We start from the raw sequence: 14,048 nt of genomic DNA, 5'->3' as shown, positions 1-14,048 counted from the left end.
AGGTTGTTGTCGCAATCAGCAACCTGAGACCTGAAACTAAAAAAACAACACCTATGTTCAACAACTTCAAAATGTCGATGCTTTCGCTTCGTGTTAGGATTTTCCTTTCGATGATTGTATTGATTGTTGTGGCTTCTTTTTTAATGGCTTCTATTTCGATTATTCAATTTAAAAATGAAGCCAAAGAATACCATCAGGAACGTTTAGAGCGCAAAGAAAATGCCGTAAAAGAACACATTAATTACGTGCTGGCGACTACTACTTATCCGCTGAAAACGGGGAATTTAGATTTAATTTTCAAAGATAAAATCCACGAGTTAGCACAAATTCACAATATCGAAATCAATATTTACAGCCTTAACGGAAAATTACTAAAATCGTCTAAGGAGTCTTTCGCCGTTGATAAAGTCGCGCCGCCTATTCCCGAATATATCCTAAAATTGGTTCGTTCGTCTATCGAAAAGCGTTTTGTAGATATTAAAACCATCGACGGAGTTAAAAATCGCTCGTCGTACAGTTTGATAAAAGACGAGAAATTCAAACCTTTGGGAGTCTTAAACCTGCCTTATCTTGAGGACGATGGTTATTATGATAATGAATTGAACACTTTTTTAATTCGTTTGAGTCAAGTTTACTCTTTTATGTTGGTAGTTGCTTTTGCTTTGGCTTATTTTCTATCTACTTACATTACCAAATCGTTAAAAACCATTTCAGACCGATTGGAAGAAACCAATTTAGACCAGAAAAACGAAAAAATTGTTTTGGAAGCCAATAGTAAAGAAGTCAACTTTTTGATAAAAGCCTACAACGGAATGGTCGATAAGTTAGAGACCAGTGCCATCAAATTGGCACAAAGCGAGCGCGAAGAAGCTTGGCGCGAAATGGCAAAACAGGTTGCGCACGAGATCAAAAACCCGCTTACTCCCATGCGCTTGACGGTACAGAGTTTTCAACGCAAGTTTGACCCCACCTTGCCGGATGTCAAGCAAAAAATGAATGATTACTCCGAAACCTTAATTCAGCAAATTGATACGATGAGCGCAGTGGCTTCGGCGTTTTCTAATTTTGCTTCTATGCCAGCGCAGCAAAACGAGACCTTAAATGTGGTCGAAGTTGTAGAACTTTCTTTGGATATTTTTAATGAAGATTATATTGTTTTTGAAAGTCAGGAAGAAGAAATTATTTCTAAAATGGATCGTACGCAACTGATTCGTGTGATTACCAACTTGGTTAAAAATGCCACACAGGCAATTCCGGAAAGCCAATTTCATAAATCAATTGTCGTGACCGTAAAAAGACGTAATAATAATGTTGAAATTGCCGTAAAAGACAACGGAATCGGAATCCAGAAGCAGGATATTGGGCGGATTTTCGAACCAAAATTTACAACTAAAACCAGCGGAATGGGTTTAGGACTCGGAATTATTAAAAACATCATCGAAAATTATAAAGGAACAATTACCTTTGAATCAACTTACGGAAAAGGAACCACTTTTACGGTTTCCCTACCCATTACAAACTCATAAAACCATTATCATGAACTACGAAAATCTTTTAATAGCGATCGAAGAAAAAATAGCCACCGTAACTATTAATCGTCCCACAAAACTTAATGCCTTAAACAAAGCAACGATTAATGACCTGAGCAAAGCCATCCAAATATTAGCAAAAAATGAGGACGTTCGTGTTATTGTTTTGACAGGAACTGGCGAAAAAGCGTTTGTAGCTGGCGCTGATATTTCAGAATTTGCAAATTATACTATTGTCGAAGGGGCTCAATTGGCCGCTGAAGGACAAGAATCATTATTCAACTTGATCGAAAATTTAAAGAAACCTGTCATTGCAGCCGTAAACGGTTTTGCATTGGGTGGTGGACTGGAGTTGGCCATGTCGTGTCATTTTAGAATTGCATCCGACAATGCCAAAATGGGGCTTCCAGAAGTTTCTCTAGGGTTAATTCCGGGTTACGGAGGAACACAGCGTTTACCGCAATTGGTGGGTAAAGGCCGTGCGATGGAGATAATCATGACCGCAGCCATGATTTCCGCCGAAGAAGCAAAACAATACGGTTTGGTCAATCATGTGGTGCCGCAAGCAGAACTTTTGGCGTTTACTTCCGGAATCGCTCAAAAAATCATCAAAAATGCACCTTACGCTATCAACAAAGCGATAAAAGCGATAAATGCCAATTACAAAGACGGCAAAGACGGTTTTGAAACCGAAATCAAATCATTCGGAAAATGTTTCGGAACTAAGGATTTTAAAGAAGGAACTACTGCTTTTTTAGAAAAAAGAAAAGCCGAATTTACCGGAAAGTAAAACTTTATATTCAATAATATAAAAATCAGATAAATAGTAAATTAGTCGTTTTTCGACTCGCAAAACATCATGTCTTACGAACCTATATTTGCTCTCTTTTGCCAACGCGTTAAAGAAAGTATTCAAAGTGGCACTTTTGCCAAACTTACACTCGCCAAAACTATTGGTGACACCGAAATCAAAAACATCTATTTTCGTTTGGTTTTAAACGAAGATAATACCTTTTCAATCTCACTAACAACGCGCTACAAAACCGAAGAAATCGAAAGCATTCATACTTTAGACGAAGCTTTGATGGTGTTGGGAACCTACATCAAGAATCCGTTCCTGACAGCACTTTTATTCACCACCGATAATGATCTGACTTTCAAAGTCAACAAGAAAAACGCAGGCAGTATTATCGAGCAGCCACCAACGTTTAAAAATGCTTCGCCCGTAATGATTGAAATGATCGAGAAAGGAATCGTATAGTTTTTCAGGAGCTGTTTCCCGCTATACGTTGCAATCTTTTGTGGCGAACCCCGCCACAAAAGGATTTCCACTACTATCGGGGCTAGCGGAGTTGGTTTCAAAAGAAGTCATTTAAAAATAAATTCTTAGTGTCTCTCTGTGAAATTCTTAGTGTCTCTCTGTGGAATTTCTCAAACCAACTTCACAAACAAGTTAGACGCTATTTTATTCGAAATAGACAATTCTCTGCCATCTACACTAATTTTTACAGATAAATCGAAGGTTTCTTTCGATAGAAATACAATTCGGGAACCCAAAGCAATTTCTTGCTTGTCCAGGTATTTCAAGAATTCTGAAGACGTGTCTTTTACCCCCACACAAACACCAGTTTGATTCTCGGTAAGTTCAGAAAGCAATTGTTTTTCAACTTTTATAATACGTCCGTTGGCATCGGGAATCGGGTCGCCATGCGGGTCTTCTGTCGGATTTCCTAAAAAATCATCCAAGCGATTAATCAGTTGCTCCGATTTGATGTGTTCTAACTGTTCTGCAATGTCGTGCACTTCATCCCAAGTAAAATTCAGTTTTTCGACCAAGAAAACTTCCCACAAACGATGTTTTCTAACGATCATTTTTGCCGCCAATCTTCCGTTTTCCGTCAAAGAAACGCCTTGGTATTTTTTGTAGTTAATCAAGTCTTTTTCGGATAACTTTTTAAGCATATCCGTAACAGAGGATGCTTTGGTTTCCATCATTTCGGCAATGGCATTGGTGCTTACTTCGGTATCAGACGAAGCCGTAAGGTGGTAAATCGCTTTAAGATAGTTTTCTTCTGAGAAAGTCATTTCTTGAGGTTGTAAGGTTCTTAGTTGCTGGGGTTCTGAGTTTAAAGATGCTAAAGAAAACCTTAGAACCTTAGTTACTCAGTGCCTTAGCAGCTTTTATTTAACAATTAACAAAGGTATCGAAATTTTATGTCTCAATTTGTCAACTGTGGTGCCAAATAAAAGGTCTTTTAAGCCTGTGTGGCCGTGAGTTCCCATCACTAAAATATCAAAATTGCCTTCGTTTATTATTTTCGGAATCACGCTGTTAGGTTTTCCAAAACCAAGTTCGGTTTCGATCTTAAAGCCTTTTTGAGAAAGTATTTCTTTATATTCTAATAATAATTTTTCGTCAATAGTGGTTTCGTGGTCGTCAACATGGCCTCCGTAAATTAATGCACCAACGGTTTCTACAATATGAATTAAAGTGTATTGCGCTTCGATTCCGCCCAATTCAAAGGCGTTGTTGAGCGCAGCTTCATCAGCATTAGAAAAATCGACAGAAATAGCGATGTTTTTCTTGGTGTAAACTTCTTTCGAAGTAAAATTTAACTGTAAATGATGAGGTGAATGGTTTTCGATATTCGACTTTGCCCTAGCAATAAAAGGTTTAAAAACAATATAAAGCAACAAACCTAAAAATCCAAATGCAAGCGGGACAACCGTAAACCAAAGAATTAGAGGATTACTGGAGCTTTCTAACCAGGAATTAATCTCGTCATAAACCAATTTTGCATTCAACGAAACAATGATCAAAGCAATAGTCCAGGCAGCAAATTGAGTAGTTCTGGAGATGTGAAAACCTTTCATTTTGGTTTTGTCGCTCACAAAATGTATCAACGGAATAATCGCAAAACCCAATTGTAAGCTCAGGATTACTTGGCTTAAAATCAATAATTTACCGGTTACGCTTTCGCCATAAATCATGATTACAACCACCGCTGGTACAATAGCGATCAAGCGGGTAATGATGCGTCGTACCCAAGGCTGAATTCTTAAATTCAAATAGCCTTCCATTACAATTTGTCCTGCCAGTGTTCCCGTTATGGTTGAGCTTTGTCCTGCTGCGATTAAAGCTACGGCAAATAAAATAGGTGCCCATTTGGTGCCTAATAAAGGTTCCAGAAACTGATGCGCGTCCTGAATTTCGGCAACTTCAAACATGCCATTTTTGTAAAATGTGGCTGCTGCTAAAATTAGAATAGCAGCGTTGACAAAAAAAGCAAGATTTAGGGCAATGGTAGAATCAATAAAATTGTATTTTAAGGCTTGTTTGATGCCCGCCGGAGTCCTGTCGAATTTTCGGGTTTGTACCAACGAAGAATGTAGGTACAAGTTGTGCGGCATTACGGTCGCACCGATGATGCCGATCGCGATATACAAAGCAGCCGAACTCGGGATCGACGGAATTAATCCGTAAATTACTTTGTCTATTTCCGGCTCTGCAAAAATCATTTCAAAAATAAAAGAAAACCCAATGATGGCAACGAGTACAATGATAAATGCCTCCATCTTTCGGATGCCTTTATTAATCAAAAACAACAATAAAAAAGTGTCTAAAACGGTGATCAAAACGCCTTCGATAAGCGGAATGTCAAACAATAAGTTGATTCCGATCGCCATTCCTAAAACTTCGGCCAAGTCGCAGGCTGCAATGGCGATTTCGGCCAAAAAGTATAAAATATAGTTGATAAACTTAGAATAGGTCTCTCTCGATGCCTGTGCCAAGTCACGTTGGGTAACGATTCCGAGACGTGCACTCAAACTTTGAAGCAAAAGCGCCATCAAGTTGCTCATTAGCAAAACCCAAAGTAAAGAATACCCAAACTGACTGCCGCCCGCAATATCTGTGGCCCAGTTTCCGGGATCCATATAACCCACACTGACTAAGTAGGCGGGTCCTAAAAAGGCTAATATTTTTCTGAATCCCTTTTTTTTATGCTCTGTAGCAACCGATTGGTTAACTTCTTCTAAAGATTTAGTCATTGTAAAAATATTGTTTTAACAAATATATAGAAAAATAGTATTCGTTTAATAAAATTTTTAGACTAGTCTAAATGTTGTTAGGATGAGCATTTTGGGCACAAACCTGAAAGCGTAAAGTTAATGTCTTTTACTTTATAGCTATGCGGAATAAGGTAACTCGGTTTTACATTTTCTAAGCATGTTATTTCATGACAATTTTCGCAACTAAAATGGGCATGATTATGAATGTGTACGCGATGCTCATGACGGCATTTCGCGTATTTTACAGTTCCGTCAAGATCTACTATTTTATGAATAATATCGTCTTGTATTAGTCTGTCAAGTATTCTGTAAGTAGTTACGCGATCACAAACTTCGTTCAGCTGCTTCTGAATTTCGGTATGCGAAAGCGCCGTTGTTGAATTCCCGAAAATCTCTAGAACGGCTGTCTTTGCTACGGTGTTTCTTGTAATCTTCATTTATGTTTTTTCAAATTATATAACGCAACAAAGTTGCAATTGATAAAAAATCTCTATATTTGCAACAAAATTGCATTAAGCAAATATACTAAAAATGAGAAAAACTGTAGTACCTATTTATGATCTGTTAGGAATTTCGAGTGCAACCATTTGCTTGGTACACTGTCTTATTTTTCCGCTTCTTAGTGTCCTGCCTTTAGGACTAACGCACAATCCATTTATTGATTTGGCTTGTGCCGCAATTGGTTTGTTTGCAATCCTCAAAAGTATTAAAAAATCAAATCTTTTGGTTGCTACTGTCCTGATTATTTCGATGACTGCTATATTGATCAGTATTTTGTATGAAATTTTTTTTGACGTGCATCTAAAACTTATTTATTGGGGAGGAATCGGAATGATCATTGGACATTTTTTAAACTATAAATCACATAGTAATCTATTTTCTCCATTTAATAAAGAAAAAAAGCATGATACAAAGTAAACATTTTGAAGTTATTATAATCGGCGGTAGTTATAGCGGGCTTTCTGCCGCGATGGCTTTAGGTCGTTCCTTGCGACAAGTTTTGGTCATTGATAGCGGTTTGGCTTGTAACAGGCAAACCCCGCATTCGCACAATTTTATTACTCACGATGGTCAGAAACCCAATGTAATTTCGGCGAAAGCCAAAATACAAGTTGCGCTTTACAAAACTGTTCAGTTTTATAATGGGCTTGCCACAAAGACCATCGTATCAGAGAACGGATTTGAAATCACCACAGCATCAGGAGCGGTTTTTTACGCCAAAAAACTATTGTTTGCCACAGGGGTAAAAGACTTGCTTCCCAAAATCGAAGGTTTTGATGAGTGCTGGGGGATTTCTGTAATTCATTGCCCGTATTGTCATGGTTACGAAGTGAAGTCTGAAAAAACAGCCATCATAGCAAATGGCGAAGCTGGTTTTGAATATGCAAAACTAATAGCCAACTGGACAAATGATTTACGATTGTGTACCAACGGAAAAGCTACTTTGACGGCAGAACAAATACAAATTCTTGCCAAAAATAAAGTTGTAATTATCGAAGATGAAATTGAATCTTTTGAACACGAAAAAGGTAATATCAATTGTATCGTCTTTAAAAACAGAGAAAAAATAAGCGTTAAAGCCGTCTATCACAGACCGCCTTTTGAGCAACATTGTCTTTTGCCTGCCGTTCTTGGCTGCGAATTGACCGAGCAAGGATTGCTAAAAGTAGATCATTTACAAAAAACCACTCTTCCCGGAGTGTTTGCAAGTGGCGATAATTGTTATCCAGCGAGAGCCGTGGCGATGGCAGTTTCGTCAGGTTCTTTAGCGGGTGCAATGATCAATAAAGAGCTCATTGACGAAGAATTTATGAAGTAGCACTTTTGATTTAGTTGACTGAAATATAATGGAATGTGAATTTTCACCATCAAAAATTTTATTTGTCAAATTTAATTTTTAGTTTTGTCTAAATTTAATTTTATGAAAATAAAAAAATCAATTTGGTTATTGATATTGTTTGGTTTACAATTTTCTTTTGCACAAGAAAGAGCTACAATTACAGGCTTTGTATCGTCTGAAGGGAAGAAAGTTTACAGGGCAAATGTGCAGGTACAGGATACGGAATTGGAAGCGGTTACGGATAGTTTGGGCTATTTTTTAATCGAAAATGTTCCTGTTGGCAATTATGCTGTTCAAGTTTCAAAAGTGGGTTTTCAAACTTTAAAAAAGAAAATTGAGGTTACATCACCAAGCAATTCTTTAGAATTTGAATTGAAGGACAATCAAAATCAACTTAACGAAGTCGTGGTTTCAGGAACTTTAAAAGCTGTAAAAAGGTTGGAAAGTGCTGTTCCGGTAGAGGTGTATTCGCCAGTTTTCTTCAAAAAAAATCCAACGGCCAGTATTTACGAAGTGCTTCAAAACATCAATGGCGTGCGGCCACAACTTAATTGCGGGGTTTGCAACACAGGCGATATTCATATAAATGGTCTGGAAGGCCCATACACTTTGGTTTTGATTGACGGAATGCCAATAGTGAGTAGTCTTTCGACCGTTTACGGCTTGTCGGGAATTCCGAATTCTTTGGTCGAACGCATTGAGATCGTAAAAGGTCCTGCTTCTTCTCTGTACGGCAGCGAGGCGGTTGGCGGGTTGATTAATATTATTACCAAAAACCCTGTCAATGCGCCCATTTTTTCGGCAGATTATTTTACAACTACTTATTTTGAAAGTAATCTTGATTTGGGAATGAAGTTTAAAATTGGAAAAAAAGCAACGTCTTTGTTGGGTTTGAACTATTTTAATTACGATCAGGTTGTCGATAAAGACAAGGATAATTTTACGGATGTCACTTTATCTGAACGAATTTCGGTTTTTAATAAATGGAATTTTTCGAGAGATAATAACAGGTTGTTTACGATCGCTGCCCGCGGAATGTATGAAGATCGTTGGGGTGCCGATACGCGTTGGGAGAAAAAATTTCGCGGAGGCGATGAAATTTACGGCGAAAGCATTTATACCAAACGTGGTGAGCTGATCGGAACATATCAATTGCCGTTTGAAGAAAAAGTGATGCTTTCGTTCTCCGGAAATGTGCATTATCAGGATAGTCGCTACGGAACTACATCGTATATCGCCAATCAGAAAATTGGTTTTTTGCAATTGACTTGGGATAAAAAGATTGGTCAAAATGATTTCCTTGCCGGAATTGCCAATCGATATTCGTATTACAACGACAATACAACTGCCACAAAAGAAGCCGAAAATACCTGGCTACCCGGGATTTTTGTTCAGGATGAAATTACCATCAATCCTAAAAATCAGGTTTTACTCGGAATGCGCTATGATTATAATTCGATTCATGGTTCGATTTACACGCCGAGAGTCGCTTATCGATGGAAAAAGAACGACAATGCGATTTTTAGGTTGAATGCCGGAACTGGTTTTCGGGTTGTCAATTTATTTACAGAAGACCACGCAGCCCTTACTGGCTCTCGCGATGTAGTAATTGAGAATGATCTGAAGCCAGAACAATCTATCAACGTTAATCTGAATTACATTCAGAAAATAAACTTCGAGAACGGCACTTTTATCGGAATTGAAACTACGGCTTTTTATACTCGATTTAGCAATAAAATTATTTCGGATTACGAGGCTGATCCCAACAAAATTATATATGATAACATCAAAGGTCACGCCATCAGCCAAGGAATTAGTACAAATGTAGATGTTAATTTTCCGGCAGGTTTGAAGATGATTGTCGGAGCAACTCTTTTAGACAATAAAAATGTTGAAAACGGAATTTCGGAAAAACCTTTTTTAACAGAAAATTTTACCGGAACCTGGAGTGTTTCTTATAAAATTGAACCTTGGAATTTGCTTTTAGATTATACCGGAAATGTTTACAGCCCGATGAAACTGCCTTTGTTGAACGAATACGATCCGAGAAGCCCGAAATCGCCCTGGTACAGTATCCAGAACATTCAGTTGACATATTTGGGTTGGAAAGATTTTGAATTTTACGGCGGAATCAAAAATTTGCTAAACTTTACTCCAAAGCAAAATAATCCGTTTTTAATTTCGAGAGCCAATGATCCTTTCGATAAAAATGTGCAATACGATGCAGCTGGAAAAGTACTAGTGACACCTGAAAATCCTTATGGTTTAACATTTGATACGACGTATGTGTACGGGCAAAATCAAACGATTCGAGGGTTTTTTGGGTTGCGTTATACTTTGAGGTAATTTTTTGCCACAGATTTAAAGGATTAAAAAAGATTTCACATCAGTTTCAGATTCCTTAGGAATCTCAAACGAATTAAATAATTAGCACGCAGATTTAATATTTTTTTTTATAATCATTAAAATCGGTGGCAAAAGAATTTTAAACAAATGAAAAAGCTATTTCTAATTTTATTCTTTTTTGGAATAACTTCAACAGCTTTCTGTCAGCTAAAAAGTAGAACCTTTGAAGCGATTGATAGTTTGCAACACATTCAAAAGCGAAAAATAATTGTTTTCATTCACACCGATTGGTGTCAGTTTTGTCAACGAATGAAGAACACGACCTTCAAAAATCAGGAAATCATCGAAAAACTGAATTCGGAGTTTTATTTCATAGATTTTAATGCCGAGGAAAAACGCAATATTACGTTCAATAATCATACTTTTTATTACAAACCTTCGGGCAATAATGTTGGTGTTCACGAACTCGCTATTCAGTTAGCAGTCGCTGACAAACAGCTTGTCTATCCTGCTTTATGTGTCATGAACGATAAAAACGAGATCATCCTGCAGTATCACAATTTTATTAGCGCAAGCGATTTTAAATTTCTTTTAGGAAAATTGAAAGAATAAAATTTCTTATTTTTGAAAATGAATTCTTCGCAAATCAAACATTACGATTACATCTTTACCGGAACGGGTTTGGCCGCTTTGATGACTGTTTACAAAATGGTGCAATCGGGCAATTTTTCTCATAAATCAATTGCATTATTAGATGAAAATCTAAAGGAAGCCAACGACAGAACCTGGTGTTTTTGGAATGAAAATGCTACAGTTTGGAATTCGATTGTTTTAAAGAATTGGGATTCGGCTTTGTTTGCCAATGCAAATTTTAGATCTGATTTGGATTTGAAACCTTATCAGTACAATCAAATTCGAGGATTGGATTTTTACAATTTTGTTTTTGAAGCTCTTTCAAAGCAGGAAAATGTAGTTTTTTTGCGCGAAAAAGTGACTGATATTAATGAATTAGAAAATCATGTTTTTGTCGGAACCGAAGAAAACAGATATACTTGTGATTATTTGTTTAATAGTATTTACACCAAAGAGTTTGTCGCCAATCAGACAAAATATCCTGTTTTGCAGCAACATTTTGTGGGATGGTTTGTAAAATCTGAGAAGGAAATTTTTGATCCGGAACAGGCCACTTTTATGGATTTTTCTGTAGAACAAAGAGGCAATACGCGGTTTATGTATGTTTTACCCGCTTCAAAAACCGAAGCTTTGGTTGAATATACGTTGTTTTCTGAAAATTTGCTTCCGAAAGAGGAATACGAAAATGAAATTCAGATGTACTTAAAAAATTTAGGTGCGGATCAGTTTGAAATTACAGAAAAAGAACAAGGCAGTATTCCGATGACCTGCTATCCGTTTTGGAAAAAAAACACCAAAAGAGTATTAAATATAGGAACTGCTGGCGGATGGACAAAAGCAAGTACGGGTTACACTTTTAAAAATTCAGAAAAAAAATCATCTCAATTGGTGGCATTTCTTGCTCCTTCGGCCTCGCTTCTAATGCCATCAGGATCGCTTAAAATGTCTGATTTTCATAAAAAAAACAAATTTTGGTATTATGATTTATTGCTTTTGGATGTTTTGTACCGTCATAATGAGTTGGGAAGCCTTATTTTTTCTTCATTATTTAAAAAAGGAAATCCAAGTCTAATTTTTAAATTTCTAGACGAAGAAACCAGTTTGTGGGAAGATCTGAAAGTAATTTTAAAATGCCCGAAAATGCCTTTTATAAAAGCGTTGTTTCGAGTTTTATTCAAAAAAAAAATAGTTTCATACAAGTTTTGAAATAAGTTTTGCGTCTATTTTGTCGGAATGACAATTCGGGTTGTGTCTGCGTGCAATTTTAAATTCAATAATTTATCAATCGAATTATAACAAAACTTTATACTTGAAATTAAGTAGTTGCGGGTAAACTTTGTAACTTTGCAAATCAAAAGTAAAAATTTAAAAGATAAAAATATGTATCCACAAGAAATGGTAAAACCAATGGAGGCTGAGTTAACAACAGCTGGTTTTCAAGATTTACATAGTGCAGAAGCTGTAGATAATGCAATCAAAGCCGAAGGCACCACGCTAGTTGTTGTGAATTCTGTTTGTGGTTGTGCCGCAAGAAATGCACGTCCGGGAGCAAAAATGAGTTTAGATGGAGCAAAAAAACCAGATCACTTAATCACGGTTTTTGCTGGTGTTGACAAAGAAGCAGTAGATGCTGCAAGACAACACATGTTTCCTTTTCCTCCATCATCGCCTTCTATGGCTTTGTTCAAAAACGGAGAATTGGTTCACATGTTAGAGCGTCACCACATCGAAGGTCGTCCAGCTGAATTAATCGCTGAGAATTTGCAAGATGCGTTTAACGAATATTGTTAATTTTTTTAGGTGCTGAGGTTCTGAGTAGCTAAGGTTCTAAGTTATACAAGACTGTCTATTTATTTAGGCAGTCTTTTTTATTTGAAGCCAATCCAGCTGTCCGCTATATCTTTTGTGCCGAACCCCGGCACAAAAGGATGCCGCTTCCATCTGGGCTAAAAACTAAAATTCTTAAGAACTTTAGTCTTTACAATAAATCCTAAAACCTTAGCGCCTTAGCTACTCAGAATCTTAGCGGCTTAGAAGAAGTCTTTGCAACTTCGAACCTTTTTTGCTACTTTTGCACCTCAAAAAATAATTTCTAAACTTAAAAACTGTTTATAGCATGCAACTGTATAACACTTTAAGCGCAGAAGAAAGAGCCATCATGATCGATGAAGCCGGTAAACAACGACTCACGTTGTCTTTCTATGCGTATGCCAAAATTCAAGATCCCAAAAAATTTCGCGATGATTTATTTATCGCCTGGAACAAACTCGATGCTTTAGGCCGAATTTACGTTGCCAACGAAGGTATAAATGCTCAAATGAGTATTCCAGAAGAAAATCTGGAAGTTTTTAGAGCCACTCTTGAAGTATATGATTTCATGAAAGGCATTCGTTTGAATGAAGCGGTAGAACATGACGACCACTCGTTTTTAAAATTGACCATTAAAGTTCGTGACAAAATCGTTGCCGATGGTTTAAACGATGAGACTTTTGATGTAACCGATATAGGCGTTCATCTGAAAGCCAAGGAATTCAATGAAATTCTCGAAGATCCAAACACGATTGTAGTCGATTTTAGAAATCATTACGAGAGCGAAGTAGGGCATTTTAAAAACGCGATTACTCCGGATGTTGAAACTTTTAGAGAGAGTTTGCCTATAATCAATGAACAGCTTCAAAACCATAAAGAAGACAAAAATCTGGTCATGTATTGCACAGGCGGAATTCGTTGCGAGAAAGCAAGTGCTTATTTTAAACACCAGGGTTTCAAAAATGTTTTTCAGTTAGAAGGCGGAATCATCAATTATGCCAAACAGCTAAAAGAAGAAGGTCTGGAAAGCAAGTTCATCGGGAAAAACTTTGTATTTGATAATCGTCTTGGCGAAAGAATCACAGAAGATATTATTTCGCAATGTCATCAATGCGGAAAACCTTGTGACAATCATACCAATTGCGAAAATGACGGATGCCATTTGTTATTTATTCAATGTGATGAATGCAAATCGGCAATGGAAAATTGCTGTTCTAGCGAATGTTTAGAAATCATACACATGCCCTTGGTAGATCAGGTAAGACTGAGAACCGGAAAACAAGTTGGGAACAAAGTTTTTAGAAAAGGAAAATCAGAAAATTTAAAATTCAAACATTCCGGAGAATTGGCCGATACAGCTTTGGCATCAGCCGAGAAGCAAGTTGATATTCGTCAGAAAGTAAAAGTAAAAAAAGTATTGCTTGGAAAAGCAGAACATTACTATGTAAAAGCACAAGTGGGACAGTTTACGATAGAAAATCAAGAGCTAAACATTGGTGATACCATCTTAATTTCTGGACCCACTACAGGTAATCAGGAATTGGTTTTAGACAAAATGATTGTTGACGGAGCCGAAAACACAATAGCAAAAGCAGGCAATAAAGTTACTTTTGAAGTGCCTTTCAGAATCAGGTTGTCTGATAAAATTTATAAGATTTTAGGATAAATTTTTCTAAAATTTTCATTTAAAGAAAACCTATTTTGTGTCAAACAGAATAGGTTTTTTTATTTAACAACCCTTTAGTTTTAATCGATAAAAAGCAAACTAAAAAAAATACTATCTTTACCGATCAAACGTTTATGAACTTAAGTTGCACTTT

Annotated in this window: 13 protein-coding genes; 10 read left to right on the top strand and 3 right to left on the bottom strand. The window is 36.8% G+C overall.

Annotated features, from left to right (window positions below; genetic code table 11):
* Positions 1-110 precede the first annotated feature (110 nt).
* The 3 genes from LNP22_RS04815 (at position 111) to LNP22_RS04805 (ending at position 2,790) form a co-directional block, all read left to right on the top strand.
* Entirely contained in the window at positions 111-1,526 is a 1,416-nt protein-coding gene (locus LNP22_RS04815; protein ID WP_229976353.1) for an ATP-binding protein, read from the top strand.
* A 10-nt stretch (positions 1,527-1,536) separates the two neighbouring features.
* Complete coding sequence (locus LNP22_RS04810; protein WP_229975580.1) at positions 1,537-2,319, top strand: enoyl-CoA hydratase/isomerase family protein; 783 nt, start codon at positions 1,537-1,539, stop codon at positions 2,317-2,319.
* A 69-nt stretch (positions 2,320-2,388) separates the two neighbouring features.
* Positions 2,389-2,790 (top strand): hypothetical protein, encoded by a 402-nt coding sequence (locus LNP22_RS04805; protein ID WP_229975579.1) that lies wholly within the window; start codon positions 2,389-2,391, stop codon positions 2,788-2,790.
* Between the two features lie 170 nt (positions 2,791-2,960).
* Here LNP22_RS04805 and LNP22_RS04800 read toward each other — a convergent pair whose 3' ends face one another.
* From LNP22_RS04800 to LNP22_RS04790, 3 genes are all read right to left on the bottom strand, one after another.
* The gene (locus LNP22_RS04800; RefSeq protein ID WP_229975578.1) at positions 2,961-3,614 is read right to left on the bottom strand and encodes a metal-dependent transcriptional regulator; all 654 of its coding nucleotides are present in this window, start codon (positions 3,612-3,614) and stop codon (positions 2,961-2,963) included.
* A gap of 96 nt (positions 3,615-3,710) precedes the next feature.
* Positions 3,711-5,579 (bottom strand): Nramp family divalent metal transporter, encoded by a 1,869-nt coding sequence (locus tag LNP22_RS04795; RefSeq protein ID WP_229975577.1) that lies wholly within the window; start codon positions 5,577-5,579, stop codon positions 3,711-3,713.
* Positions 5,580-5,656: 77 nt separating this feature from the next.
* Positions 5,657-6,037 (bottom strand): Fur family transcriptional regulator, encoded by a 381-nt coding sequence (locus LNP22_RS04790; protein ID WP_210666926.1) that lies wholly within the window; start codon positions 6,035-6,037, stop codon positions 5,657-5,659.
* 94 nt (positions 6,038-6,131) lie between these two features.
* Here LNP22_RS04790 and LNP22_RS04785 point away from each other — a divergent pair, with 94 nt between their 5' ends.
* The 7 genes from LNP22_RS04785 to trhO all read left to right on the top strand — a co-directional run bounded on the left by LNP22_RS04785 (position 6,132) and on the right by trhO (position 13,894).
* A complete protein-coding gene (locus tag LNP22_RS04785) occupies positions 6,132-6,518 on the top strand; it encodes a MerC domain-containing protein (protein ID WP_229975576.1) in 387 nt (128 codons plus the stop codon).
* A complete protein-coding gene (locus LNP22_RS04780; RefSeq protein WP_229975575.1) occupies positions 6,505-7,419 on the top strand; it encodes an NAD(P)/FAD-dependent oxidoreductase in 915 nt (304 codons plus the stop codon). The genes LNP22_RS04785 and LNP22_RS04780 overlap by 14 nt, the downstream gene beginning before the upstream one ends.
* 102 nt (positions 7,420-7,521) lie before the next feature.
* Complete coding sequence (locus LNP22_RS04775) at positions 7,522-9,786, top strand: TonB-dependent receptor (protein WP_229975574.1); 2,265 nt, start codon at positions 7,522-7,524, stop codon at positions 9,784-9,786.
* A gap of 147 nt (positions 9,787-9,933) precedes the next feature.
* Positions 9,934-10,398, top strand: a complete 465-nt coding sequence (locus LNP22_RS04770) for a thioredoxin family protein (protein ID WP_229975573.1) — start codon at positions 9,934-9,936, stop codon at positions 10,396-10,398.
* A gap of 18 nt (positions 10,399-10,416) precedes the next feature.
* Positions 10,417-11,625: a lycopene cyclase family protein gene (locus LNP22_RS04765; protein WP_229975572.1), complete on the top strand. Its 1,209-nt coding sequence runs from the start codon at positions 10,417-10,419 to the stop codon at positions 11,623-11,625.
* Between the two features lie 174 nt (positions 11,626-11,799).
* Complete coding sequence (locus tag LNP22_RS04760) at positions 11,800-12,210, top strand: BrxA/BrxB family bacilliredoxin (protein WP_229975571.1); 411 nt, start codon at positions 11,800-11,802, stop codon at positions 12,208-12,210.
* A gap of 325 nt (positions 12,211-12,535) precedes the next feature.
* Positions 12,536-13,894, top strand: a complete 1,359-nt coding sequence (gene trhO / locus LNP22_RS04755) for an oxygen-dependent tRNA uridine(34) hydroxylase TrhO (protein WP_229975570.1) — start codon at positions 12,536-12,538, stop codon at positions 13,892-13,894.
* Positions 13,895-14,048: the final 154 nt, after the last annotated feature.

This window comes from Flavobacterium flavipigmentatum (assembly GCF_020911905.1).
GTDB classification, from domain to species: domain Bacteria; phylum Bacteroidota; class Bacteroidia; order Flavobacteriales; family Flavobacteriaceae; genus Flavobacterium; species Flavobacterium flavipigmentatum.
This window is presented reverse-complemented; position numbering and strand designations above follow the sequence as displayed.

Coding starts and splice junctions, on each gene's coding strand:
- LNP22_RS04815 (WP_229976353.1), top strand. CDS start 111: ATGATTGTATTGATTGTTGTGGCTTCTTTTTTAATGGCTTCTATTTCG.
- LNP22_RS04810 (WP_229975580.1), top strand. CDS start 1,537: ATGAACTACGAAAATCTTTTAATAGCGATCGAAGAAAAAATAGCCACC.
- LNP22_RS04805 (WP_229975579.1), top strand. CDS start 2,389: ATGTCTTACGAACCTATATTTGCTCTCTTTTGCCAACGCGTTAAAGAA.
- LNP22_RS04800 (WP_229975578.1), bottom strand. CDS start 3,614: ATGACTTTCTCAGAAGAAAACTATCTTAAAGCGATTTACCACCTTACG.
- LNP22_RS04795 (WP_229975577.1), bottom strand. CDS start 5,579: ATGACTAAATCTTTAGAAGAAGTTAACCAATCGGTTGCTACAGAGCAT.
- LNP22_RS04790 (WP_210666926.1), bottom strand. CDS start 6,037: ATGAAGATTACAAGAAACACCGTAGCAAAGACAGCCGTTCTAGAGATT.
- LNP22_RS04785 (WP_229975576.1), top strand. CDS start 6,132: ATGAGAAAAACTGTAGTACCTATTTATGATCTGTTAGGAATTTCGAGT.
- LNP22_RS04780 (WP_229975575.1), top strand. CDS start 6,505: ATGATACAAAGTAAACATTTTGAAGTTATTATAATCGGCGGTAGTTAT.
- LNP22_RS04775 (WP_229975574.1), top strand. CDS start 7,522: ATGAAAATAAAAAAATCAATTTGGTTATTGATATTGTTTGGTTTACAA.
- LNP22_RS04770 (WP_229975573.1), top strand. CDS start 9,934: ATGAAAAAGCTATTTCTAATTTTATTCTTTTTTGGAATAACTTCAACA.
- LNP22_RS04765 (WP_229975572.1), top strand. CDS start 10,417: ATGAATTCTTCGCAAATCAAACATTACGATTACATCTTTACCGGAACG.
- LNP22_RS04760 (WP_229975571.1), top strand. CDS start 11,800: ATGTATCCACAAGAAATGGTAAAACCAATGGAGGCTGAGTTAACAACA.
- trhO (WP_229975570.1), top strand. CDS start 12,536: ATGCAACTGTATAACACTTTAAGCGCAGAAGAAAGAGCCATCATGATC.